This is a genomic window from Dactylosporangium sp. NPDC049742 (assembly GCF_040674675.1).
In the GTDB taxonomy this organism is placed as follows: Bacteria; Actinomycetota; Actinomycetes; order Mycobacteriales; family Micromonosporaceae; genus Dactylosporangium; species Dactylosporangium maewongense.
The window spans coordinates 15371-38371 of sequence record NZ_JBFANF010000094.1 but is presented as its reverse complement, the minus strand read 5'-3'; the positions used below and the strand labels follow the sequence as shown (position 1 = coordinate 38371).

Annotated in this window: 23 protein-coding genes and 1 pseudogene; 12 read left to right on the top strand and 12 right to left on the bottom strand. The window is 73.8% G+C overall.

Annotated features, from left to right (window positions below; genetic code table 11):
- Together AB0J72_RS54355 and AB0J72_RS54350 are read left to right on the top strand one after the other, a co-directional pair.
- A pseudogene (locus AB0J72_RS54355) lies at window positions 1–187 on the top strand (hypothetical protein); the annotation flags it as partial.
- Window position 188: 1 nt separating this feature from the next.
- A complete protein-coding gene (locus AB0J72_RS54350) occupies window positions 189–479 on the top strand; it encodes a hypothetical protein (protein ID WP_363415662.1) in 291 nt (96 codons plus the stop codon).
- On the opposite strand, the gene AB0J72_RS54345 is transcribed toward AB0J72_RS54350, so the two are convergent.
- From AB0J72_RS54345 to AB0J72_RS54335, 3 genes are all read right to left on the bottom strand, one after another.
- Window positions 431–1117 (bottom strand): glycerophosphodiester phosphodiesterase, encoded by a 687-nt coding sequence (locus AB0J72_RS54345; protein ID WP_363415668.1) that lies wholly within the window; start codon window positions 1115–1117, stop codon window positions 431–433. The genes AB0J72_RS54350 and AB0J72_RS54345 overlap by 49 nt on opposite strands.
- A 72-nt stretch (window positions 1118–1189) precedes the next feature.
- On the bottom strand, window positions 1190–1981 hold the full coding sequence (locus AB0J72_RS54340) for a discoidin domain-containing protein (RefSeq protein ID WP_363415665.1): 792 nt from the start codon (window positions 1979–1981) through the stop codon (window positions 1190–1192).
- A 58-nt stretch (window positions 1982–2039) separates the two neighbouring features.
- Window positions 2040–2885: a hypothetical protein gene (locus AB0J72_RS54335; protein ID WP_363415659.1), complete on the bottom strand. Its 846-nt coding sequence runs from the start codon at window positions 2883–2885 to the stop codon at window positions 2040–2042.
- A 76-nt stretch (window positions 2886–2961) separates the two neighbouring features.
- Here AB0J72_RS54335 and AB0J72_RS54330 point away from each other — a divergent pair, with 76 nt between their 5' ends.
- The 4 genes from AB0J72_RS54330 (at window position 2962) to AB0J72_RS54315 (ending at window position 7101) form a co-directional block, all read left to right on the top strand.
- Window positions 2962–4566 (top strand): HD domain-containing protein, encoded by a 1605-nt coding sequence (locus AB0J72_RS54330; protein WP_363415656.1) that lies wholly within the window; start codon window positions 2962–2964, stop codon window positions 4564–4566.
- A 33-nt stretch (window positions 4567–4599) separates the two neighbouring features.
- The gene (locus AB0J72_RS54325; protein WP_363415653.1) at window positions 4600–5325 is read left to right on the top strand and encodes an ElyC/SanA/YdcF family protein; all 726 of its coding nucleotides are present in this window, start codon (window positions 4600–4602) and stop codon (window positions 5323–5325) included.
- Window positions 5326–5398: 73 nt separating this feature from the next.
- Entirely contained in the window at window positions 5399–5929 is a 531-nt protein-coding gene (locus AB0J72_RS54320; protein WP_363415650.1) for a SigE family RNA polymerase sigma factor, read from the top strand.
- Window positions 5926–7101 (top strand): hypothetical protein, encoded by a 1176-nt coding sequence (locus AB0J72_RS54315; protein ID WP_363415647.1) that lies wholly within the window; start codon window positions 5926–5928, stop codon window positions 7099–7101. The genes AB0J72_RS54320 and AB0J72_RS54315 overlap by 4 nt, the downstream gene beginning before the upstream one ends.
- A gap of 125 nt (window positions 7102–7226) precedes the next feature.
- Here the strand turns inward: AB0J72_RS54315 and AB0J72_RS54310 are convergent, their stop codons facing one another.
- Together AB0J72_RS54310 and AB0J72_RS54305 are read right to left on the bottom strand one after the other, a co-directional pair.
- On the bottom strand, window positions 7227–7565 hold the full coding sequence (locus tag AB0J72_RS54310; protein ID WP_363415644.1) for a hypothetical protein: 339 nt from the start codon (window positions 7563–7565) through the stop codon (window positions 7227–7229).
- A 90-nt stretch (window positions 7566–7655) separates the two neighbouring features.
- A complete protein-coding gene (locus tag AB0J72_RS54305) occupies window positions 7656–9014 on the bottom strand; it encodes an MFS transporter (protein WP_363415641.1) in 1359 nt (452 codons plus the stop codon).
- A gap of 62 nt (window positions 9015–9076) precedes the next feature.
- Between AB0J72_RS54305 and AB0J72_RS54300 the strand changes: the two genes are divergently transcribed.
- Complete coding sequence (locus tag AB0J72_RS54300; protein WP_363415638.1) at window positions 9077–9583, top strand: YcxB family protein; 507 nt, start codon at window positions 9077–9079, stop codon at window positions 9581–9583.
- A gap of 26 nt (window positions 9584–9609) precedes the next feature.
- Here AB0J72_RS54300 and AB0J72_RS54295 read toward each other — a convergent pair whose 3' ends face one another.
- The 3 genes from AB0J72_RS54295 to AB0J72_RS54285 all read right to left on the bottom strand — a co-directional run bounded on the left by AB0J72_RS54295 (window position 9610) and on the right by AB0J72_RS54285 (window position 12536).
- Window positions 9610–10032: a hypothetical protein gene (locus tag AB0J72_RS54295; RefSeq protein WP_363415635.1), complete on the bottom strand. Its 423-nt coding sequence runs from the start codon at window positions 10030–10032 to the stop codon at window positions 9610–9612.
- 492 nt (window positions 10033–10524) lie between these two features.
- A complete protein-coding gene (locus AB0J72_RS54290) occupies window positions 10525–11556 on the bottom strand; it encodes a hypothetical protein (protein WP_363415632.1) in 1032 nt (343 codons plus the stop codon).
- Between the two features lie 89 nt (window positions 11557–11645).
- Window positions 11646–12536, bottom strand: a complete 891-nt coding sequence (locus AB0J72_RS54285; protein WP_363415629.1) for an aminoglycoside phosphotransferase family protein — start codon at window positions 12534–12536, stop codon at window positions 11646–11648.
- 47 nt (window positions 12537–12583) lie between these two features.
- On the opposite strand from AB0J72_RS54285, the gene AB0J72_RS54280 reads away from it, so the two are divergent.
- Window positions 12584–13045 carry a MarR family winged helix-turn-helix transcriptional regulator gene (locus tag AB0J72_RS54280; protein ID WP_363415626.1) on the top strand — a complete coding sequence of 154 codons (462 nt, stop codon included), beginning with the start codon at window positions 12584–12586 and terminating at the stop codon, window positions 13043–13045.
- Entirely contained in the window at window positions 13042–13407 is a 366-nt protein-coding gene (locus AB0J72_RS54275) for a VOC family protein (RefSeq protein WP_363415623.1), read from the top strand. The genes AB0J72_RS54280 and AB0J72_RS54275 overlap by 4 nt, the downstream gene beginning before the upstream one ends.
- 237 nt (window positions 13408–13644) lie before the next feature.
- Here AB0J72_RS54275 and AB0J72_RS54270 read toward each other — a convergent pair whose 3' ends face one another.
- The 3 genes from AB0J72_RS54270 to AB0J72_RS54260 form a co-directional block, all read right to left on the bottom strand.
- Window positions 13645–14112: a hypothetical protein gene (locus tag AB0J72_RS54270; RefSeq protein WP_363415621.1), complete on the bottom strand. Its 468-nt coding sequence runs from the start codon at window positions 14110–14112 to the stop codon at window positions 13645–13647.
- 241 nt (window positions 14113–14353) lie between these two features.
- Window positions 14354–15016, bottom strand: coding sequence for a response regulator transcription factor (locus AB0J72_RS54265; protein ID WP_363415619.1), 663 nt, complete (start codon window positions 15014–15016; stop codon window positions 14354–14356).
- Between the two features lie 325 nt (window positions 15017–15341).
- Window positions 15342–16508 carry a sensor histidine kinase gene (locus AB0J72_RS54260; protein ID WP_363415616.1) on the bottom strand — a complete coding sequence of 389 codons (1167 nt, stop codon included), beginning with the start codon at window positions 16506–16508 and terminating at the stop codon, window positions 15342–15344.
- Window positions 16509–16686: 178 nt separating this feature from the next.
- Here AB0J72_RS54260 and AB0J72_RS54255 point away from each other — a divergent pair, with 178 nt between their 5' ends.
- Both AB0J72_RS54255 and AB0J72_RS54250 read left to right on the top strand, forming a co-directional pair.
- Window positions 16687–17451, top strand: a complete 765-nt coding sequence (locus AB0J72_RS54255; protein ID WP_363415614.1) for an ABC transporter ATP-binding protein — start codon at window positions 16687–16689, stop codon at window positions 17449–17451.
- Window positions 17452–17501: 50 nt separating this feature from the next.
- Complete coding sequence (locus AB0J72_RS54250) at window positions 17502–20078, top strand: FtsX-like permease family protein (RefSeq protein ID WP_363415612.1); 2577 nt, start codon at window positions 17502–17504, stop codon at window positions 20076–20078.
- A gap of 434 nt (window positions 20079–20512) precedes the next feature.
- On the opposite strand, the gene AB0J72_RS54245 is transcribed toward AB0J72_RS54250, so the two are convergent.
- Window positions 20513–20959 (bottom strand): winged helix-turn-helix domain-containing protein, encoded by a 447-nt coding sequence (locus tag AB0J72_RS54245; protein WP_363415609.1) that lies wholly within the window; start codon window positions 20957–20959, stop codon window positions 20513–20515.
- Window positions 20960–21023: 64 nt separating this feature from the next.
- On the opposite strand from AB0J72_RS54245, the gene AB0J72_RS54240 reads away from it, so the two are divergent.
- The gene (locus AB0J72_RS54240; protein WP_363415606.1) at window positions 21024–22484 is read left to right on the top strand and encodes a tetratricopeptide repeat protein; all 1461 of its coding nucleotides are present in this window, start codon (window positions 21024–21026) and stop codon (window positions 22482–22484) included.
- The last annotated feature ends 517 nt before the right edge of the window (window positions 22485–23001 follow it).

Below are 23001 nucleotides of genomic sequence, written 5' to 3'. Positions count from 1 at the left end.
CCTCGCCCTGCTCGCGGACCTGCCGCCGGACCCGCGCTGGCACGCGGTGCGCGCCGACCTGCTCGCCCGGGCCGGCCGCCACGCGGAGGCGGTCGAGGCCCTCACCTCGTCCCTCGCCGGCACCGTCACCGACGTGGAGCGCCGCCACCGCGAGCAGCGCCTCGCCGAGCTGCGCGGGATGGCCTGACATGGCCGACATCCTGGCGGCGGCGCTGCGCACGTACCCCGGCGACGAGATCGGCCGGATGCTGGGTTCCCCGGCGCTGCGGGCCGGCGGCCGCTGCTACGCCTTCGTCGCCGGCGACGACCTGATCGTGAAGCTGCCGGCGGCCCGGGTCGCGGAGCTCGTCGCGGGCGGGGCCGGCCGGCCGTGCTCGCCGCGCCCGGGCCGGCCGATGCGCGAGTGGGTCCGCGTCCCGCCCGACCTGTCCTACGTCGTGGAGGCCCGGGCGTTCGTCGCCGGGCCGTCGCCGGGCTGATCACCGGCGATCGCCCGCAGCATCGGCAGGTTCTTGCTGATGATGCCGGAGACGCCGAGCTCGCGGGCCCGGGCCAGGTCGCTCTCCGTGTCGACCGACCACACCATGACGAGGTCGCAGTGCTGGTGCAGCTCCTCGACGACCTGCGGGGTGAGCAGGCTGAGCCGGATGGACAGCCCGGCGACCCGCTGCCCGCGCACCAGCAGCCGCGCCTTGGCCAGCTCGCGCTGGTTGCCCGCCGAGTAGATCCGCCGTACGTGCGGCTGGTCCTCGAACGCGTCCAGCATCCGCCACTGCCGGGAGCACACCGCCACCGGCGCCCCGGGCGCGGCCTCCCGCAGCGCGGCCGCGGTCGCCGGCGCGACCCCGAGGAACGGCCCCTTCAGGTCCAGCATCAGCCGCGGGTCCCCCGCCGCCGTCGCGAGCACCTCGGCCAGCAGCGGCACCGGCGTGTCGCGGCGGCGCGCCACGTCCCGCCACGGCTCCCACAGCAGCTGCGGCCCGAGCGCCTTGGCGTGCCGCATCTCCAGGGCACCCCGGTACAGCCGGACGTCCGCCTCGACGAGGTCCACCCCGGCGTCGAGCGCGTCCCGCAGCTCCGCCAGGTTGTTGCCCGCCCGGTGCGCACACAGCAGCATCCCCGTCACCGCGACACGATAACGCGCCTGGCGGGCGGCCCGGCAAAGCCCGGCCGCCCGGGTGGCGAACGGTCAGTAACCGATGGCGGTGGCGGCGACGTCGCGCATCGAGGTGGCGGTCGTGGCGGCGGCGTACAGGTTGCTGAGCGGGCGGGGCGACTCGCGGAACAGGATGCCGTAGAGGGTCGCGGCGTCCAGGTAGACGGCGGTGTCGTTGGGGTGCTTGCCGTCGGCCACGATCAGGAACGACGTGCCGCGGGTGGCGATGACCGTCTCGAACGTGTCGCTGATCGGCGCGACCAGGTTCGCCGCCGGCAGGGCGCCGGACAGGGCGGCGTAGTTGGTGTCGGTGGCGGCGACGGCCGCGGCGCGGGTCGGGAACGGGGCGGGGTCGACCAGGGCCCAGTTCTTGAACAGGACCACCTTGCCACCCGGCTTCAGGGCGCGGGGGAAGGTCGGCGCGTAGATGCTGAGGCTGCGGTTGGCGAGCCTGGTCAGGTCGACGACGGCGCCGTCGGTGAGCGGGCTCAGGCCGAGGATCGGCCTGCGGGTCACGTTGTTGACCAGCGCGAGGCCCGCGAAGGTCCGGCCGGCGGGCGGGGTGCCGCCGTCGCCGTACACCTGCAGCTCCCACATCGAGTAGCCGTACGCCGGCAGGGCCCGCTGGGTGAGGTTGATCCGGACGTATCGGGCGGTGCCGGTCACCGGGATGCTCTGCTGGCCGCCGGTGCCGGTCGTCGTCGCGTACGCCTGCGTGTAGGCGGCGCCGTCGGTGGACAACTGCACCGTGAACGCCTTCGCGTACGCGTTCTCCCAGGTGATCGCGACGCGGCTGAGCGCGGCGGGCGCACCGAGGCCGACGATGGCGGGGTCGAGAGAGCGCTCTCTCAGACCGCCACTCTGAACCGTGTGCGCACGCCTGTCAATCTCTCGGAGAGCGCTCCCCCACCGAGGCGATCGACCGCAGGGCGCGGCGGCGCACGTGGGTGCCGCGGTCCCAGACCAGCTCCTCGAACCGCGCGCCGGCCGGGTCGTTGCCCTCGGCGATCAGCTCCCGCCGGGCGGCCCGGGCCGCCGACACGCGGTGCCGGTAGTCGTTGAACACCTGCACCTCGCCCTCCGGCCACTCCAGCTCCAGGTAGTCCATGCCGCGGTGCCCGTGCCGCCCGAGCAGGTAGACGCCGGGGGCGTAGTCGCGCAGGCCGGGCGCGGACGCGGTCAGCGCGAGCAGCCCGCCGACCCGGCCGATCCGCGTGCGCGGCGCCCGCACCGGCACGATCGGCGGCGGCTCCACGCTGCGCGTCCGCTCGTACCAAGGGATAGCCCGCTCCGCCGCCACCGGGTCGAGGCCGTGCGTGTGCCAGCGGACGGTGCCCTCGGGCGCGCCGCGCAGCGGCAGCTGACGCCGCAGGTCCCGGAACGCACGGGTGCTCATGCCGGTCAGGTCCGACGGCACCAGCACGATCGGGTCGCCGGGGGCGGCGTCGAACGGGTTCGGGTCGATGTGCGGCAGGTCGATGACCACCAGGGTGTTCTGGCGCCGCTGGAACGACAGCCCCCACAGCAACCGGCCCAGCAGCCGCGCGCTGCGCCAGTCGCCCAGGATGTGCCACGTCCCGTGGTGGAAGTTCGTGCTGAACCGGCAGTCGGTGCCGGGCCGCGGCGAGATGACGGTGCACGCGCGACCGTCCAGCCACACCGTCCTGCGGTGCAGCTTCATGCGGTCCCCGACGTGACCGGCGCCCGCCGGCCGTTGCTGACGATGCACGTCCACCTCCGGCGCACAGTGCAGCACCGGCGCCGCCGCACCGGCAACGCATTTCGATGCCGGTAAGGTCGGCCGGGTGTTCGACGCGTTCTTCCGGCGCGCGACGGGTGGCCCGCCGGACCCGGTGCTGGCCGGCCTCGCCCGCGAGGGGCTGCCCGGCACGGTCCCGGCCGTGCCCGACCCGTCGCACCTGGTGCTCGTGTGGCTTTGGCGGCGTCTGTACGAGCTGGCGCCGCGCCGGCTGCTGCTCGCGCTGCCGCACGGGGACCCGCTGGAACCGGTCGCCGGGGACGTCACGCGGTGGCTCGACGCCCTCGACCTGGCCGGCGAGGTCAGCGTGCACGTGGTGATGGGCGGCGCCGGCGAGGCCGACCGGCGGTGGCGCCTGCACCCGCACCGGCCCGCGGTGGTGATCGGGTCCGCCGACGCGCTCGCCAGCAAGGCCCTCAACCGCGGCTACGGGCTGTTCCCGGGGATGTGGCCGATCGACTTCGCCCTGGTCACCAACGGCGCGCACTGGATCGTCGCCGAGCCGCACCGGTCCCCCACCGCGACCGCCACCCTGCTGCGGCTGCTGTCGTTCGCCGCGCCGGGCGGGCCGTGGCCGACCGCCGAGCCGCTGTCGCTCACCTGCGTGTCGCCGGTCGCTGTCGCCGCGCCGCCGTCGCTGGGGTTTGACGATCTCCTCGCCCTGTTCGACACGACGGTCGGCGCCGACGTGACGCCGTACCTCTCCGAGACGGGCGACTTCGACGTGCAGGTCGCGTGGGCGCGGTGGACGCCGGCCGACGGCTCGGGACGGCCCGCGCCGGAGGTCCGGCCGCCGGAGCAGCGGTGGCGGACCTCGGTGCCGTCCCGCGCCGTCCGGACCTTCGCCGGCCGGGTCGCCGTCTGGTGGTTCGACCACGCCGACGGCGGCTGGGCCCGGGTGACGGCGGACTCGCCGCTGCGGCCCGGGGAGACGGTCCTCGTGGCCGCGCACGACGGTGGCCTCGACCCGTCGTCGGGCGGGCCGGTGGACCCGGCGCCCGACGTGGACCCGGTCCCGCGGCCGGTCGGGCCGGGCACCGGCTGGCTGTCGCTCGATCAGCACAGCGCCGACGTCCGCGACCAGGTCCGGGCGCTGCTGAGCACCCTCGGCCCCCAGCTGCCCCCGGGCGCGGCGCACGCCGCCGTCACCGCCGGATACACGCACGACCTCGGCAAGGCGCACCCCACGTGGCAGGACGCGCTGTGCTGCCTGGCCGGAGACCCGGAGCCGGCGTGGATCACGGCGGGCCGGCCGTGGGCGAAGTCGGGGATCGACGCGCCGCTGCGGTTCCGCAACGACGTCGCCTACCGGCACGAGTTCGGGTCGCTGCTGCTGCTCGACGGGCCGATGCGCGGCCTGCTCGACGGTGTCGAGGACCCCGACCTCGTCCGCTACCTGGTCCTGGCCCACCACGGCAACCTCCGCCTGGACGTGCCGCTGCCCGGGGACGTCGGCGCCGGCCTGGCCGTCGCCGTGCCGGCGTTGCTCGGGCAGCCCGCCGGCGTCCTGACGGGCGACCCGACGGTGGGGTGGCCGGCGACGGCGGCCGGGCTGCGCGACCGGCACGGGCCGTTCGTCCTCGCATACCTGGAGATGCTGGTCAGGGTCGCGGACTGGCGGGCGAGCGCGGGGCTGCCGGACGCGTCGTGACCGGGCTTGACCGCGGGTGTCAGGCTCGTGGGCATGCCTTCGAAGCCGGCGCCCGCGGCCCGGGCGGCGGCGCCGGCGCGCCGTCGCTGGTGGCAGTGGCGCACCGTCCGTGGCCTGGCGATGCTCGCCGCCGCCGGCCTGCACAGCGTGCTGCTGCTCCTCGTCGGCAGCACGCTGTGGGTCCGTTCGTCCGCCGACGGCCACCTGTACACCGAGCAGACGGTGCCGGTCGCGCCGGTCGCGCTGGTGTTCGGCGCGCAGGTGTACGCCGACGGGACGCTGTCGCCGTTCCTGGAGGCGCGGCTGGAGCTCGCCCGCCGCCTGCTGGAGGCCGGGAAGGTCAAGGTGCTGCTCGTCTCCGGCGACAACATGCACCACGACTACGACGAGCCCACCGCGATGCGCGCCTGGCTGATGGAGCACGGCGTGCCCGACCGGAAGATCGTCCGGGACTACGCCGGCTTCGACACGTACGACACGTGCGCCCGCGCGAAGCGCGTCTTCGGCGTCACCCAGGTGACCGTGGTGACGCAGTCGTTCCACCTGCCCCGCGCGGTCATGCTGTGCCGCCGGCTCGGCCTGGACGCCACCGGGGTCGGCGACGACAGCGTCAGCAAGTTCACGTCGGTGTGGCGGGCCAACGCCCGCCGCGAGTACCCGGCCTGCGTCAAGGTCGTCTACGACGTGGCGTCCGGCCGCGACCCCGTCTACCTCGGGCAGCACGAGACCGGCGTGGAGGACGCGCTGCGCTCCGGCTGATTTCCGCGGACCGCTCAACCTCCGCCGCGCCCGCCCCCGTCGGACGGGGTGAAGGCGACAGGGAGGAGCCCGGATGCGCGGCGACAGCGAGGCCGACTACACGACGTACGTGTCGGCGCGGCTGACAGCGCTCCATCGCGCCGCATATCTGCTGTGCGGCGGGGACCAGGACCGTGCCGACGACGTCGTGCAGGTCACCATCACGAAGCTGTACCGGCACTGGCGGCGGGCCAGCGGCGCCGACAACCTCGACGCATACGTGCACCGGATGCTGGTGCGCACCTACGTCGACGAGAAACGGCGGCTGTGGTCACGGGTGCGCCTGCTGCCGCAGACCGACGACGAGTTGCCCGGCGCCGACCGGCCGTACGACGCCGCCGACGACCGGGACGTGCTCATCGCCGCGCTGCGCAGGCTGCCGCCGCGGCAGCGCGCCGTGATCGTGCTGCGGTTCCTCCTCGACCGGCCGGTCGAGGAGGTCGCCGAGACGCTCGGCTGCTCCACCGGCACCGTCAAGAGCCAGTCCTCCAGGGGCCTCGCCGTGCTGCGGGCCGCGCTGACGCCCGCGCCTGCTCAGGCCGAGACGATGGGAACACTGCAATGACCACAGATGAGGAGCTCCGCGACCTGCTGCTGGCGGTCGAGGTGCCGCCGACGACCGCCGACATCGGGCTGGCCATCGCCACCGGCCGCCGCCAGGCCGCCCGGCGCGGCGCGATCCTGGCCGGCGCGGCGGCCGCGCTGGTCGTCGCCGGCGGCACCGCCTACGCGCTCGGCACCACGGCACCGGACGGCCACCGCGGCGCGCCCGCCGCGCAGGGGCCGCAGAACCCGCCGTTCGCGGCGTGCGCGGTCGACACGATCCAGGTCCCGGGCGCCCCCGGGATCCCGGTGGTCGACCCCTCGGGGCGTTACGTCGTCGGTTCCGTCGGGGGGATCGCGTCCCGGATCACCGACGGGCAGGCCGTGGCCTACCCCGGCGCGACCGGCGAGGTGGTGGCGGTCAACGTCGACGGGGTGATCGCCGGCTACGACGACGTCGTCAGTTCGAGCCAACAGCTGGCGTGGACCTACCGCGACGGCGCGAAGACGATGCTGCCGAAGCTGGCCGGGTACCCGTACACGACGCCGACCGCCCTCAACGCCCGCGGCGACGTCGTCGGATACGCCTCGGGCGAGGCCGGCGACGACAACGTCCCGGTCCTGTGGCCGGCGGACCGCCCCGGCACCGTCGTCGCGCTGCCGATGCCGCCCGGGTTCGGCACGCCGGGCACCGGCGGCTCGCACGCCAGCGGCGTGTCCGACGACGGCGTCATCGTCGGTGTGGTCCGTGGGGCGGCGGTCCGCTGGGTGCACGAGGGCAGCCCGACGCTGCTGCCGCTGCCGGCCGGCTACGAGGGCGCCGAGGCCGTGACGGTGCGCGGCACCTTCGCGTACGGCTGGGCGGCCGTCACCGGCGGCAACCGGGTCGTGCCGGTCCGCTGGTTCCTCTCCGCCGCGGCGGGCGACTCCGCGTTCGTGATGGAGGGCGCCCCGTCCGACATCGCCGACGGCACCCCGACCGGCTGGGCGATCACGGCCGGCGGCGACCTGCGCGAGCCGGTCCAGCTCTCCGGCGACGGCACCGTCAAGCGGCTGCCGCTGCCGCCGGGCGTGCGGCCGCTGCCCGCCGGACCCGGTGCCGGCGCACGCTCGATCAGCGACGACGGCAGGACCGTCACCGGCACGACCGGGGACCGCCGGCTGCTGATCTGGCACTGCGACCCCCCGTCCTGAGCTCTGGGGGGCTCCGTTGCCGGGCCGCTTCTTCGGCGGCCCGGCTTCCGGGCGCTTCGTCACGCCCTTCCTTCAGGAACGCTTCGTCAGGCCCTTGCTTCGGGGGCGCTTCGTCAGGCCTTGCTTCAGGGGCGCTTCGTCAGGTCCTTGCCCTCGACGCCGAGCAGGGGCGCGGTCGTCGGGCAGTCCGTCGACGGGCACTCGCGCGGGTGGGCGAGGAACGCCGCGTGCTCGATCGGGACCACCGTGACGGCGAGCGGCTGGAACGGCCCGCGCGACCAGTAGCGCTCGGTGCTGGCCGCCCGCCGCAGCGCGCGGTCCAGGGCCGGGGTGAACTGCGTGAAGTCGTGGCAGACGAGGACCGGACCGTAGCCCGGCCAGTCGATGCGCACCGCGAACCCGTCCGCCGGCGTCGGGCGCCGCAGCACCGCGCGGACGAGATCGGTGAGGTCTTTGCGAGGCATCGGCGAACCACCCTTCCAAGGACCAACGACCGACCCACGTAGACGTTATTCGTACACGTGTACGAACGCCAGTGTTGCGGGTGGTCTTTGTCAGGACGGTTCGGTGACCTTCTCCACCAACGGCGCGGGGGTGGCCTCGAAGTGGTTGCTGAGCCGGCGGTACGGGCGGCTGCGCAACGCGACGAAGCTGGCGGCCAGGCCGACGAACCCCGTCAGGACGAACACGAGCGCCAGGCCGCGGTCGGCGCCGGTGCCGAACCAGTCGCCGATCAGGCGGGCGCCGGCGCCGTCGGTCATCAACGGGATGAACACGAACTGGGCGACCGGCGCGATCAGGAACGCGGTCAGCGGCGACGCGGCCTGTTCGACGCTCTGCGCGAAGCCGAACACGCGCCCCTGCCGCTCGTACGGGACCACCTTCTGCAGGATCGTCTGCTCGGCGGCCTCCGCGTAGGGGACGAGCAGCATGTACACGAGCATCCCCGCGCCGAGCAGGACGACCGACGACCTGGCCGGGAACAGCACGGTGACGGTCCACAGCACGACGTTGACCAGCAGGAGCAGGCGGACCGGGCGGCTGCCGAGGCCGGTCCGGGCGACGCACAGGCCGCCGACGATGAGCCCGGCGCTCAGCCCGCCCCACAGCAGGCCCCACGTCCGCACGTCGACGAGCGACAGCCCGTACGCGTCCATGAGCGCCATGTAGACGCCGCCGAGGAAGTTGTTGAACGTCGAGAACAGGATGAGCGCGGTCAGGCCGGGCACCTCGGCGACGACGCGCATGGTGCCCTTGAGGTCGACGCTGCGCCGCGGCTCCTCGCCGTCCTCGGTCGTCGCCACGGCCGCCGGGACCACGCGCAGCAACGACATGTGCACGACCGCCGCGGCCAGGACGGCGAGGGCCATGACGAGGACCCAGAACATGCCGCCGATCGCTACCAGGAAGCCGCTGATCACCGACGTCACCAGGAACGACACCCCCGACGTCGTGCCGACGAGCCCGTTGGCCCGGTCGCGGTCGCCCTCCTCGATGAGCGCCGTCACCATCGTCGGCAACGCGATCGTGCGGATGTTGCCGGCGATGACGCCGAACATGAGCAGCACGATCATCACCCACAGCGGCACGCTCGCCGGGTCCTTGAACTCCTCCCGCGGCACCGTCTGGTAAACGCCGAACGCGGCCGCGTACAGCAGGAACGACGCGACCGCGGACACCTGCATCATCGTCGTCTTGCTGTGATGGTCGACGAGACTGCCGAACCAGATCCCCGTCACGGCCGTCATGACCAGGAAGATGCCGGACACGAGCCCGGTCGCGAACACCGACCGCGTCTCCAGGTACACGTAGAACGTGATCGCGAACCACACCGTGAAGTTGACCACCGACACGAGCAGCGTGTTGACGAGCAGCTGGTAGAAGGTCCTGCGATCTCCCCGAATGGCGGCCATGCAGACGATCGTAGGACCTCACCGGGACTTCAGGTCCAGTTCGGATCGCCTACGATGCGCCGATGCAGATCACCATGTGGGTGCCCTACGACGAGCGGCGCCTGCGCCGCACGATCGCGGTCGTGATGCGCCCGCAGGTCCGCCGGATGCGCATCATGGGCGGCATCCTCCTCGCGCTCGGCGCGCTGTTGATCGCGACCGGCGGCCCGCTCGAGCTGATCGTCATGACGCTCGTCCTGGGCGTCCTGATCGCCACCGTGATCGGCCCGCTCACCGCGAGCCGGGCTGTGCGCATGCAGTCGCACGTCATCAAGGACGGCTTCCAGATGACGCTCACCGACGAGTGGGTCGGCGTCGTGTACCCGCTCGTCGAGTCCCGCTACCGCTGGGCGGGCGTGGACAGCGTCGTCGAGACACCGGACGCCTGGTACATGATGCTCGGCAAGGTCCAGTCGCTCACGATCCCCAAGGACACGATGACCGACGAGCAGCGCGCCGAGTTCGCCGCGTTCCTGGTCGCCGAGCAGCAGCGCCAGGCCGGCCGCGCCTTCCTGGGCCGCCCCCGCTGATCTCCCTCGCTGCCGGCCCGCCCCAGCTACATCCCCCACTTGCGGAGCAGCGCCCGCAACCGACGGTCGAGCCCCGGGTCCGGTTCGATGCGCGCCGCGGCGGCGACGGCCTCCGCCGCGGCCGGGGTCCCGGCGGGCCAGGCGTCCAGCGCCCGCACGGCCATGTTGCGGTTGCGGACCGTCGCGTTGGCCAGGGCCGCCGCGATCAGCGGCCAACCCTTGCCGGGGTGCGCGTCGAGCCGGCTGACGACGATGTCGAGGACGTGCTCGGGCCGGTCGCTGCCGAGCCCGAGGTCGAGGGTGGGCCCGGTGGCGAGGTCCACCAGCGGGAGGAGCTCGGCCGCCAGGTCGAGCACGCCGTCGATGTCGCTCGTACCGTCGACGAGCGAGAACCACAGGTAGGTGTCGAACGGCTCGCGGCGCAGCTGCCCCCGGAGCAGGTCGTCCATCGGCACGCGCAGTTTCCCGGCCACCCAGATCGCTCGCGCAGGCGTCCGGTGGGCAGGTCCCGGCCCTGCAACTGCCGGACGAGGTCGTCGGAGCCCGCGGCCGTCGCCGCGGCGCGCAACCGCCGGACCGCGCCGGCTTCCGGCGGCCGGCGTACGACCGCCTCGATGAGGTCGGCCAGGCCGGGGCTCGCGGTGGGCGCGGCGGCCCGGGTCATGTGCTGGGAGCGGATGCCCTCGAGGACTGTGTCGGAGATCAGCGGTGCGGCCGGCTGCGCCTGCCGGTGCGGGAGCGGGTCGCCGCCGTCCGGCCAGGGGCCGGGGCCGTGCGCGGCCCGCAGCGCCAGTGCGTGCGCGAGGACGGTGGGGCGGTCGTCGTCGGGCGGTGGCAGGTGCCACCCGCGCGGGCTCATCGAGCCGGGCGGAGGCCGCCCTTCCGGTTGATCATCATGCGGTCATGATGCCGGATCGCCGATGGGCCCGCAACAAGCGCGGTCAGCAGGGGCGGCCGTAGTCGTACGGGAGAGCCTGCAGCCGCTCGACGGGGATGTCGCCGAGGATCAGGTACTTCTCGGCACCGTCCGGGACGATGTCGTCGGGGTCCATGAGGGCGAAGTACGGGTCGACGCCGCCGTTGGCCGCCATGTACGGTCGCGGGTCCTCGGCGTACGTGACGAGCGCGCCCGCCTTGTCGGTCATGATCAGGCCGTACTCCTGCATGGCGCGGGCGATCGTGCGGGCGGCGGGGCTGCGCACCACGCTGATGTCGAACGCCGGGTCGAGGCGGAAGCGCTGACCCTCGCACGGGATGTCGGCGCCCTCGGTGTTGCCGTCGTTGCGGGTCGCCGGCCACGAGTTGCAGTCCTTGCGGGTGCGGACGGTGGCGATGTTGACGGCGTGGTCGATCCTGCCCCGGCGCAGCTCGTCGATGCGGATCGTGAACGCGCCCATCGGCAGGCCCGTCGCGGTCGCGCCGAGCGGGTTGGTGAAGATGCCGGGGTTGCGGGAGTAGTGCTCGATCTTCCCGCCCCAGCACGCCGACCAGTGCCCGGCGGCGTCCCGCTCGGCGCGCCAGAAGTCCCAGTACGTGTCCGTCGACGGCTGGTAGATCGTCACGGCGGCGTCGGTGCCCTTGGACACGATCAGGTCCGCGGGGGTCGGGACCGCCGCGAGGCTGTCGGCGATGACCGGCGCGAGGTGCGGCAGGTTCAGGCAGTCGGAGAACGTCCACCGCTGCGTCGGGGTGTCCCTGCCGACGGTGAAGATCGGCGTGGAGTACTCGTCGGTGTTCACCGCCCACGAGCCGTAGTTGTTCACCTTGTCGAGGCGGATGTTCTCCACGACCGCGGCGGAGTTGGCGGCGAGCGGCACGTGCCGGGGCAGTTTCGTGTTCCACGGCCCCTGTCGGGAGAACCCGTTCACCGTCTTGGTGTGCTGCCCGCCGGCGTGCGCTGGCGCTGCTTGGGCTGCTTGCGCTGCTTGCGCTATGAGCACCGCTGCCAGCGCCGCCAGGATGCGTGGGAACATGCCGCGCAGCGTAGGGCCGCGATGACCGGCCGTGGTGGTTTCGTTGGTGCGGTGCGTCCCGGACCTGGGCCGGCCGGTGAAACTTCCACTCACAGCCGGGTGCGCAGCCACTTGAACGCGCCCTGTCCGAGACGGAGCTTCTCCGCCGTGATGCGTTCGAGGCCGGGCAACGGCTGTGCCAGGCCCCCGGCCAGCAGGAATCCGGCGTGTGCGGCGAGGATCGCCGTGGTGGCGGTTTCCGGCGTACCGGCGGGAAGGAACGGCTCGGGGTCGATGCCGTCGGCGGCCGCGCTCGACAGGAACGTCACCAGGTCGATGACGGGCGAGCCCCGGCGGGCGTGCGGCCAGTCGACGAACACCACCCGGTCGCCGGTCAGCAGGATGTTGTGCGGGTACAGGTCGCCGTGCACGAGCGACTCGCCGCGCGCCGCTTCGAGGCCGCTGCGCTCCAGCCCGGCGAGGCGCTGCACGTTGTCGGCGGCCCATGCGTCGTACCGGCGCAATCCCAACAACCGGGAAGGGTCGGCCGCGAGGTCGGACCACCCGCCGAGCCGCGGATGGCTGCCAGGGAGCGGGACCGGCGACGGGGTGGCGGCCCGTGCCAGGTCGCCGATCGCGCCGACGACCCGGCGGATGTCCTGCGGCGTCCACGGGCGGCCCGGCGACCGGCCGTCGACGTCGTCGAACGCGAGCACGCACCAGTGGCCGTCGTCGTGCACGCCACGCAGCCGCGGCGCGGGCACCCCCGGCGGCAGGGCTTTGCCGATCCTCGCCTCGGTCCGGTACGCGCCGACCTCGTGCGGCCAGGCGTCGGCGTCGATCCCCTTGACGAACCGGCGCTGCCCGTCGGCGCGGGTCAGCCGTGCCGCGAACCCGGGCGAGAACCCGTCCGGGCAGGTGTCGACCCGGCCCGCGCCTCCCACCAGCGCCTCGACCGTCTTCTTCACGGCCTCTGGCAGGTCTGTCCACTGTGGACGCATTCGGTCCTCCTTGCGATTGTGTGCGGATCGCACGTAATATCTGTGCGATGCGCACAGATATGGTTTCGGGTGGCGGGCCGGCGCTGTTCCGGCTGGTCCGGTTCTGGTCGCGGCGGTGGGCGGCCGGCATCACCCACGACGAGGGCGGCGACGTCGCGCACATCCTGGTGCTGGAGGCGATCGCGGCCGCGGGCCGGCCCGCACAGATCGGCGCGGTGGCGGTCGAGCTCGGCCTGGACCGCTCCAACGCGAGCCGGATGCTGGCCGCGACCGTCGCCGCCGGCCTGGTCACGAGGACCGTGTCGCCCCAGGACGCCCGGCGGACGTGGCTCGACCTGACCCCTGCCGGCGAGGACCTTCTCGCGGGAGCGCGGGCGTGGCAGGAGCAGACGTTCGCGCGGCTGGTCGCCGACTGGCCCGCGGCGGACGCCCGCCGGTTCGCAGCCTATCTGGTCCGCCTGGCTTCGTCGTCTTCGTCGTCTTCGTCTTCCCCTTCAGGAGCGTCATGACCATCGTGCTGAACCACACCATCGTCCCGGTCGCCGACCGCCATCGCGCCGCGCAGCTGCTCGCCGGCCTCCTCGGCGTCGAGGCAGCCCCTCCCTCCGGCCCTTTCGCTCCTGTACGCGTGAACGCCGACCTCACCCTCGACTTCGACGACCGCTCCGGCGCCCGCCCGGGCCACTACGCGTTCCTCGTCGACGACGCCGTCTTCGACGCCGCGCTCGTGTACGCCGAACGAACCGGCCTCCAGTGGAGCTCCGCCCCACACGTCATCGACCACCAGATCAACCACCTGTCCGGCGGCCGCGGCGTCTACATCCTCGACCCCGACGGCATCGCCTACGAACTCTTCACCGCCGTGCCCTGACCCCTGCCCCTACTTCCGCGGCGGCTGCACCCCGTGCCCGCGCACCGGCCGCTTTCCGCCGACCCGGCAGTTGCGCCCACGACCGACGCCTGCGGCCACCAGACGACTGGCGGCTGCGGCTACCCGACGACTGGCGGCGACCCGGCGGCTGCGCCCTGTACCCCCGGCCGCTATCCGACGACCCGGCAGTTACGACTACCCCACGACCGGCGCCTGCTGCTACTCGATGACTTGCGACTATCCGGCGGCCACCGTCGGCGGCCTGCGGAAGTACGCGTTCGACGCCGGCAACGCCAGCAACACCCCCGCAGCGACCACCCCAGCCACCGAGACACCCGCAAGGACGACCGTCAGCGGCCCGTACCAGCCAGGCATCGCCACCTCCATCGCCGCCGCGATCTCATCCGGCCCCGCCCCACTGCCAATCATTCGCGTCGACGCACCCACCCCTCCCCCGAGCAGCCCAGGACTCAGGCAGCACACCCCGATCGCGCAGACCACCCATGCGCCGACCCGCACCCAGTTCCGCGGCCGCCCGAGCAGCAACGCCGGCACCGCACACGCCCCCGCGACCACCACCGCACCGATCACCCCCGCGATCGCCGCACCGGTCGCCTCGTCCCCACCGCGCATCCCGCCGTACGCCGAGATGTACGCCCGCCGCAAGTCCTCCAGCAACACCACCCCCAGCAACGCACTGACCACCGTCAGCACCGTAACCCCGAGCAGCGACCACCTCGCGCCGTCCACCACCCCAGGCCTACGCACCACGAACCCCGCTGTCATGTCACCCTCTCCGCTCAACGCCCCCGAGCATCCCCCGCCCCGAACTCCCACCACCCCACCAGGTCGCAATACCGACATCCCAACGCACACCCAGCATCGTGCATGCGCCCAACACCGTTGGCCGCAACGACAACGGGGCGTATCTACAGGCCGGCGGCGGTCATTGCGCGACGGTGACGAGACCCGTTTCGTACGCGACGATGACCAGCTGTGCCCGGTCCCGCACCTCAAGCTTGGCCAGTAACCGGCTCACGTGCGTCTTGACGGTGGCGAGGCTCAGGTTGAGCTGCCCCGCGATCTCCACATTGGACGATCCGCGCGCGATCAGCGTCAGCACCTCCCGCTCCCGTCCGGTGATCCCGTCCAGCCGCCGGTGCACCGGTGGCCCGGCGGCCGGCCGCTGCGCGAACTCCCCGATCAGCCGTCGCGTCACCGACGGCGCAAGCAGCCCGTCCCCCGCCGCCACGACCCTGATCGCGTTCAGCAGCTCCCCCGGCGGCGTGTCCTTGAGCAGGAACCCACTCGCCCCCGCCCGCAGCGCCCCGTACACGTACTCGTCGAGGTCGAACGTCGTGAGGATCAGCACCCGCGTCTCAGCGGTCGCCGGGTCGGCACAGATCCGCCGGGTCGCCTCGATCCCGTCCATCAACGGCATCCGCACATCCATCAGCACCACATCCGGCCGATGCTGCCCGGCCAGCGCCACCGCCTCCACCCCGTTGCCCGCCTCACCGACCGTCGTGCAGTCCTCGCTCAGGTCGACCAGGACCCGGAAGCTCCCCCGCAGCAACGCCTGGTCATCCGCGATCAACACCCTGATCACGCCACCACCTCCACCGACAAGCCCATGCACCCGACCGGTCCCCACGCTCTCACGCACGCCCATGCTCTCGCCGAACCCGCCACCGATCCAGCCCACCCAACCCCCACTCCCGACAACTCCACCCGTGCCACCCGAACGCCCCAAGTTCCGCTGTCGGCAACCCATCCGCGCCGCCCAAGCCCACCGGCGACAACCCCGTCGCGCCCAAGCTCCAGCGCCGGCAGGAAACGACGGAGGCGCGGCGCCTCGTTGGGGCGCGCAGGTTCCGCCGCCTGCCGTGCAGGCCGCGCTGGCGCGGCAGCCCGTGCGGTGCGTCGCGTCGTGGTCATGTCGGCACCTCGACCGGCGTGTACGGCAACCTGGCGGTGACGGCGAACCCGCCGCCCTCCTTCGGAGCGGCGGTGAAGTCGCCGCCGTGGGCGCTCACTCGCTCGCGCATGCCGATCAGTCCATGGCCGGTGCTGTGTGTGCGGATCGGGCGGCGGCCGTCGTCCGTCACCTCCACGCGGACGTCCTCGGAGCCGATGGTGACCGTCACCCGGCAGCGGGCCGGCGCCGCGTGCTTCACCGTGTTCGTCAGGGATTCCTGCACAATCCGGTACACCGCGAGCCCCACCGACTCGGGCACTGCCTCCTGCGGCGCCGTCCCGGTGACCTCCAGGCACGCCTCCACGTCGCCGAACGAGGCCTGCTCGGCCAGCGCGGGCAGCTCTGCCAGGCCGGGCGCCGGCGCATACGGCGCGTCGTCGCGCAGCATGCCCAGGGCCCGGCGCATCTCCAGGAGCGCGCCCCGGCCGGTCGCCTCGATGACCCTCAGCGCGTCGCGGGCCTCCTGCGGGCTCGCCTCGGCGACATGGTTGCCGACGGCGGCCTTGACCACGATCAGGCTCATCGTGTGGGCGACGATGTCGTGCAGCTCGCGGGCGATCCGCAGCCGCTCCTCCGCGACCGCCTGCCGGGTCACCTGCTCGCTCTGCCGTGCCGCGTGCGCCCGCCGCTCCCGCAACGTCCAGCCGATGAGCCAGCCGGGCATGGTCATCACCGCGCCGTACACGACGGCGAAACTGCTCGACCAGAGGGTGCCGCCGGTCGAGGCGAGCGCGGCGACGACCGCGGCGAGGCAGCCGGCCGCGACCGGCAGTGACCATCGTGGCGGGGTCGCGACGGCGAGGGTGTAGAAGGCCAGCGCGAGCGAGAGGGACGGCGCGGCGGCCGCGAAGTTGGGGATGACGCCGGTCGCGAGCGCGACGGTGGTGGCGAGGCTGACCGTGACGGCGACCGCGACCGGGAAGCGGCGGCGCACGGCGAGCGGCAGGCCGATGACGAGGCCGGTCAGCACCGACACCCACGCCGGCTCGACCACACCCGTGCCCTCGGGCGACTCGAGCGCCGCATAGGCACACAGCGCGGCACCCAGCACCACGGCGAGGACCGCGTCGACCACGTAGAGGTCGACGGGCCGCAGGCGGCGGGTCAGCAGGAGTTCGCGCACGAGGTCGACGGTAGCCGCAGGTGAGGCGGGGACGCGTCATTCTCAGGTCTGCCTCGCGAGGTCATACTTAAGAACTACGTATCGGGCTCAAGTCCCGGTGCCTCCGACTCAAGTACGACGCAATCGAACGACCTGAGTCGGACGCGGCGAGGCCCCGCCCGCGGGCAGGCTCGTGGGCATGACACCGACGGTGCTTCTCGACGACGTGCGGGCTGTGTACGGCTCCGGCGCACGGCAGGTGACGGCCCTCGCGGGCGTGACAGTGGGGTTCGACCGGGGGACGTTCACGGCCGTGATGGGGCCGTCCGGGTCGGGCAAGTCGACGCTGCTGCACTGCGCCGCGGGCCTGGACCGGCCGGCGTCCGGCTCGGTCACCGTCGACGGCACCCGCCTCGACGACCTGGACGAGGACGTGCTGACGCGCCTGCGCCGCGATCGGATCGGGTTCGTGTTCCAGGCGTTCAACCTGGTGTCGACGCTGACCGCCGCGCAGAACGTGGCGCTGCCGCAGCGTCTCGCGGGCCGCCGACCGGCAGGGGATGACGTCGCGGCCGCGCTCACCGCCGTCGGGCTGGCCGACCGCGCCGGGCACCGGCCGAGCGAGCTGTCCGGCGGCGAGCAGCAGCGGGTCGCGCTCGCCCGGGCGCTGATCAGCCGGCCCGCGGTCGTGTTCGCCGACGAGCCGACCGGCGCCCTCGACAGCGCCACGTCCCGGCAGGTCCTCGCGCTGCTGCGGGCCCTCGTCGACGAGCACGGGCAGACGGTCGTGATGGTGACGCACGACCCGGCCGCCGCGGCGTGGGCGGACCGGGTGGTCATCCTCGCCGACGGGCGGATCGTGGATGAGCTGGTCGGCAGCGGCGGGCGGGGCGGGATCACGGCCGAGACGGTCGCCGCACGCACCGCCGCCGTCGAAGCGGGCGCCGTGGGGCAGGCATGCTGACCCGGCGGCGAGCAACGCATTCGGTCAGCGGTGACGGGTGGCGTACGGCGGTGCCGCGGACCGTCCGGCGGTTCGCGGGCGCGTTCGTCGCCGTCGCTGTGGGCATCGCGCTGGTCACGGCGGCGACGTTGCTGTTCGCGTCGGGACGGCCGCAGGTCCCCGACCGTCTCGCGGCCGCCGGCGTGGTCGTCCGCAGCGTGGACGCCGTCGCGCCCGCCGACTCGTTCCCGCCGCCGGTGCCGTTGTCCTCCGACGCGGCCACGGCGCTCGCCGGGCGCCTCGCCGCCATCCCAGGTGTCGCGGCCGCCGTCCCCGACCGCACGTTCTACATGCAGGCGATCGTCGACGGCCGGCCGTACGCGGCCGACGGGCGGCGGCAGGACGCCCGCGAAGGGCACGGCTGGGCGAGCGCCCAGCTCGGCGGGCTGCGTCTGACGGCCGGCACCGCCCCGCGCGGCCCCAGCGAGGTGGTCGTCGACCGGGCGCTGGGGCTGTCGCCCGGCGACCGGGTCACGCTGCTGACGGCTGCCGGGCCCACGTCGTACACGGTGAGCGGCACCGTCGACTCGCCCGGCTTCCACGTCACCGACGAGGTCGCCGCGGCCCTCGCGCCGGGCGTCGACACGATCGGCCTGATGCTGCGGCCCGGCGCCGACCCCACGGCCGTCGCCTCGGCGGCCCGCGCGGTCACCGGCACCGGCGCCCGGGTCCTGACCGGCGACGACCGGGGCGCGCTGGAGCCGCGCGACGACGCGCGCATGCGCTGGATCGGGATGCAGGTGCTGACCGCGGTGGCGGCGCTGTCCGGGTTCGTGACGGTGTTCGTGGTCGCGTCGACGTTCGCGTTCGCGGTGGCGCAGCGGCGGCGGGAGTTCGGGCTGCTGCGCGCCGTCGGCGCCACACCACGCCAGATCCGGCGGACGGTGCAGGGCGAGGCGCTCGCCGTCGGCGCCGCCGGCTCGGTCGTCGGCATGCTCGCCGGTACCGCCGCCGCAACCCCACTGGGATGGGCGCTCGTCGATGCGGGGTTCGAGCCGGCGACGTTCCGGGTGCGGTTGGTGGCGTGGCCGTTCGTCGTGGCGCTCACCGCCGGGCCCGTCGTCGCGCTGGCCGGGGCGTGGTCGGCGGCGCGACGGGCGGCCCGGGTGCGTCCGCTCGAGGCGTTGCGGGAGGCGGTGGTGGAGCAGCGGCCGATGGGGTGGGCGCGCTGGGTCACCGGCCTGCTGCTGGTCGCCGCCGGCGCCGCGCTCGGCGTGGGGACGGCGACGTCGGGCAGCGCGCAGCATTCGGCGACGTTCGCGCTGTACAGCATGATGGCCCTCGTCAGCGGTGTCACCGTCCTGGCGCCCGCGGTCGTCGGTCCTGTGGTGCGGCTGCTGCGTTCGCCGCTGCCGTCGCGGGGCGGCGCGATCGGCATGCTGGTCCGTGGCAGCGCGCTGACCGCGGCCCGGCGTACGGCGTCGACGGCGGCGCCGGTGCTCCTGACGGTCTCGTTCGCGGTGTTGGTGTCGGGCATGGTCCGCACGTCGACCGGCGCGTACGCAGCAGGGCGGTCCGCGCGGGTCGACGCCGGCTGGGTTGTCGCGCCGGACCGGGCGCCTGGCCTGTCCGACGCGGCCGTCGCGGCGGTGCCCGGTGCGGCGATCCTGCCGACGACGGTGTTCGTCCCGCCTGCCGAGGGCGGTGCTGGGCGGGCGTCGAGGACCGCGTTCGGGGTGGATCCTGCGGCGTTCGCCGCGGTGAACCGGCGTCTCGAGGTGGTGAGCGGCTCGCTCGCGGATCTGCGCGGGGACGACACGGTGGTGCTGACGACATCTGCTGCCGCGGTGGCCTCGGCGACCGGGTCTGGCGCCGCTGTCGGAACGGGCTCGGCCGGCGCATCCGGTGGCGCGATGCCGTCCGGTGGCGCGGGGGCGGCAGGCAGCGCAGGATCGTCTGGTGGCGCGGGGGTGGCGGGCGGCGGGGCCGGGCGAGGTGGGGTTCCGGGGGTGTATCCGGTGATGTTCGCCGACGGGACGGTGGTGGCGTTGCGGGTGGTCGCGGTGGTCACCGATGCGTCCATCCCGGGGGACATGGTCCTGCCGCGGGCGGTGGTGCGGGCGCATGAACCGTCGGCGTTGACGTCGGCGGTGTTTGTGCGGGACCGGGTCGAGGTGCCGGCGGGGTCTGGCGCGCGGGTCGTCGACGTGGGCACGTGGGCGGCGGAGCAGGACAGCGCTGAGGATCGGCTCGTTTGGATGTTCACGGTGCTGCTGATCGCGGTGTCTGCTGGGTACGGGGCCATCGCCGTTGCCAACACGCTGCTCATGGCGGCGGCCGGGCGGGCGGCGGACCTGCGGGCGGTGCGGTTGGCGGGGGCGACGCGGCGGCAGGTGCTGCGGCTGGTGACGGCGGAGTCGGCGCTCGTGGTGCTGATCGGGGCGGCGCTCGGGGGCGTGGTCGCGCTCGGTGCGTTGCTGAGCATCAGGGCGGGGCTGGCCGAGCAGGTGGGGGCGCCGGTGGAGCTGGTCGTGCCGTGGACGGTGGTGGGCGGGGTTGTCGGGCTGTGCCTGCTGCTGGCGGTCGCGGCGAGCGCTGTGCCGACGTTACGCACGCTGCGGAGTGGGCCGGTGCAGGAGCCGCTGTAGGGCCTGCGGAACGGTCACACCGACGGCGTCGCAGTCAGGCCCGCGGTGGCGTCGCACAGAGGTCCGCCGGCGGCGTCACACAGAGGTCCGCGGTGGCGTCGCAGAGAGGTCCGCGGGGTGGCGACGAAGTCGGGTCCGCGCCCGGCAACGAAGGAGGGTGTTGTCCAGCTGTGGCAGCGATTGCGGGCGTGACGAGCGCCGTGGCGACCTTACGCGCGCTGCGGAGCGGGTCGGTGCGGGAGGCGCTGCAGGGCCGGCAGAACGGTGGCGGCCGGCTGGGCAGTGCGGGCTTACGCCATACGTCGGCATCGAAGGTGTTGTGTCGTGCTGGCCTCTGGAGTGGCGATGGCCTACGTCCGACGGGCGTGGTGACCAGCGAGGTGGAGGGAGGGCGTCGAGGTGGGATCGTTGCGAGGAGTTGGTGGGCGGGCCGGTCAGGCGACGTCCATGACCTTGGTGGTGGCGGTGGCGAGGCCTTCGGGGCTGAGGACCTCGACCTGGTCGGCGAGGAACACCTCGACCTGGCCGAGCCGGTCGCGGACCTCGACGAGGGGGACGCCTCGGTCGATGCCCAGCGTGAAGCGTTCGGTGGTGGTGGGCATGCGGCAGGTGAGCCGGCTGCCGCGGCCCATCACCACGATGCGGCGGGCGGGGCGTTCGCGAACGATCGAGGCGGCGCCGCGGCGGGAGGTGACGAGGCCTTCCTCGCGCAGGATGGCGAGGGCGCGGCGGATCGTGGTGAGGCTGACGTCGTACTGGTCGCAGAGCTCGCGTTCGGTGGGCAACGGCTGCCCGGAGGGATGGATGCCGCGGGTGATGGCGTCGCGGAGGAGGTCGGCGATCTGGTGGTACATGGCCGGGACGTGTCGCTGCACATTCACGGTGTTCACCCTAACACGATGTAGCCATAAGGCCATGTCTCGGGAGCGGATAGACTTCCGCGCCGTGAACGTATCCGCCGCACCGATCGACGTGGCCGTCTCGCTCATGCATGAGGGGCGGTTCGTCGAAGCCGAGGAAGTGATGGTGCGCGAGCTGCGGGCGGTCACCGTCCGGCACGGGCACGGTAGTGCCGCGTGGGCGTCGGCGCAGTGCGACCTGGGCAACATCCTGCTCAACTGCGACCAGCCCGACCGGGCCATCGCCTGCTACCGGGCGGCGATCGCGGTGCCTGCTGTGGATCGCAAGGAGCATCTCACGTACCGGCTGAACCTCGGCCTCGCGCTGCGCATGACCGGCAGGCTCGAGGACGCCGAGGCCGAGCTGCGCCGTGGGGCTGAGGGGCGGCAGGCGTTCTACGGCCGGGACCACGCCGGGTACGCGTTCGGCCTCGAGCCTCTGGCGGACGTGCTGCTGCAGCGCGGCAACGTCGGGCAGGCGCGGGACGTGATCGAGGAGGCGGTGCGCAACCTGTGGAGCAACGGGCACGACCAGGTCGCGTCGGCGCTCGCGCTGCGCGCGGAGGTCGTGCACGCCGGCGGGACCGGCGAGCCGCTGTTCCCGGGGCTGGACCAGCTGCCCGACGGGGTCGTCGAGACCATGGCGTCGGCGGTACTGCTGCGGCAGGGACTCGCCGAGCCGGCCGCGCACCGGGCGGTCATCGCCGTGCTCGCCGCCGAGGTGGAGGCCAGGCTCGGCCCGGACCATCCCGTGACGCTCAACGTCCTCACCACGCTCGCGAACACCGGTCGCGACCTGGGCGATCCGGCCGGGCGGGTCGACGCGATCCGCCGGGTCCTCGCCTCCCACGACCGGCGGGGGCACGACGAGGACGCTCTCACGGCGGAGCTCGGTCTCGCCCTCGCGTACGGCGACGCCGGTGACCGGGACGGTGCGCTGCGCACGTACGAGGCGGCGCACCGGCGGGCGCTGCGGATCGACCGGCCGGAGCTGACCAGTCTGGTGCTGCGCAACTGGGGGCTGGCGCTGCGCGACGCGGGCCAGACGGCGGAGGCGGAGCGGTGCCTCACCGACGCGGTGGCCCACGCGCAGCGCGGCGCGGACTTCGAGATCCTCGGCCGGGCCGGGGTCGCCCTCGGCATCTTCCTGCAGCACCAGGAGCGGCTGGCGCAGGCGCGGACCGCGCTGGAGCACGGGCTCGCCGCGCTGCCGGACGCGCATCCGGACGCGATCGCCGGGCGGAGTCACCTCGGCGCGGTCCTGCAGGGCCGGACCTGCGGGTGCGGGGACGTGGCGGGCGCGGTCGAGGAGGCGTTCCGCGAGTTCGTGGTGCGCCGGCTGCCGCAGGACCTGCTGGAGCGATTCGAGGCGAGGATCGTCGACGGGGACTTCAAAATCGATGTGCACCTGCGCCGGGAGCCGACCGAGGAGGAGCTGCAGCGGCTCAACGGCGTGGTGCAGTCGGCGCTCGCGGAGTTCCGGCACCGGGTCCAGGATCAGGGATAGCGATCGACGTCGTTCCCTTGCCGGCCTGTGTACCGGATGACCGCGTCGATGCCAGCGCCGGCGACAAGGGTGGCCCCGGCGGCGGGTGAGAATGGGACGCCCCGCTGGCAGACGCGGCGCGATCGGCCGAGTGGCGCGATCGGCCGAGTGGCGCGATCGGCCGAGTGGCGCGATCGGATCGCCGACGGGCGGGGACGGCGGGGTGCAGGATGCGGACGGCTCCGGCGGGCTCCTTCGGTTCCTGGACCGGCGCGTGGCGCGACGCCCTCGGCTCGGGCCCGAGCGGGGCACGCCAACCGAGGCCAGCAGCCGGACGGCGCGCCCAACCGGACCGAGCGGTCGGGCGGGCGTGCTACCAAGCGAGCGGCGGGACGGGCGTGCAGGCGAACCGGCAGCCAGGCGGCGCATCCAACCAAACCGGCAGCCGGACGGCGCGTGCAACCGGACCGAGCGGTCGGGCGGGCGTGCTACCAAGCGAGCGGCGGGACGGGCGTGCAGTCGAACCGGCAGCCAGGCG

Bases quoted from the DNA above. Each gene is read 5' to 3' on its own strand.
- AB0J72_RS54350 (WP_363415662.1), top strand. From the start codon at position 189: ATGGCCGACATCCTGGCGGCGGCGCTGCGCACGTACCCCGGCGACGAG.
- AB0J72_RS54345 (WP_363415668.1), bottom strand. From the start codon at position 1,117: ATGCTGCTGTGTGCGCACCGGGCGGGCAACAACCTGGCGGAGCTGCGG.
- AB0J72_RS54325 (WP_363415653.1), top strand. From the start codon at position 4,600: ATGCCTTCGAAGCCGGCGCCCGCGGCCCGGGCGGCGGCGCCGGCGCGC.
- AB0J72_RS54320 (WP_363415650.1), top strand. From the start codon at position 5,399: ATGCGCGGCGACAGCGAGGCCGACTACACGACGTACGTGTCGGCGCGG.
- AB0J72_RS54315 (WP_363415647.1), top strand. From the start codon at position 5,926: ATGACCACAGATGAGGAGCTCCGCGACCTGCTGCTGGCGGTCGAGGTG.
- AB0J72_RS54310 (WP_363415644.1), bottom strand. From the start codon at position 7,565: ATGCCTCGCAAAGACCTCACCGATCTCGTCCGCGCGGTGCTGCGGCGC.
- AB0J72_RS54305 (WP_363415641.1), bottom strand. From the start codon at position 9,014: ATGGCCGCCATTCGGGGAGATCGCAGGACCTTCTACCAGCTGCTCGTC.
- AB0J72_RS54300 (WP_363415638.1), top strand. From the start codon at position 9,077: ATGCAGATCACCATGTGGGTGCCCTACGACGAGCGGCGCCTGCGCCGC.
- AB0J72_RS54295 (WP_363415635.1), bottom strand. From the start codon at position 10,032: ATGGACGACCTGCTCCGGGGGCAGCTGCGCCGCGAGCCGTTCGACACC.
- AB0J72_RS54290 (WP_363415632.1), bottom strand. From the start codon at position 11,556: ATGTTCCCACGCATCCTGGCGGCGCTGGCAGCGGTGCTCATAGCGCAA.
- AB0J72_RS54285 (WP_363415629.1), bottom strand. From the start codon at position 12,536: ATGCGTCCACAGTGGACAGACCTGCCAGAGGCCGTGAAGAAGACGGTC.
- AB0J72_RS54280 (WP_363415626.1), top strand. From the start codon at position 12,584: ATGCGCACAGATATGGTTTCGGGTGGCGGGCCGGCGCTGTTCCGGCTG.
- AB0J72_RS54275 (WP_363415623.1), top strand. From the start codon at position 13,042: ATGACCATCGTGCTGAACCACACCATCGTCCCGGTCGCCGACCGCCAT.
- AB0J72_RS54255 (WP_363415614.1), top strand. From the start codon at position 16,687: ATGACACCGACGGTGCTTCTCGACGACGTGCGGGCTGTGTACGGCTCC.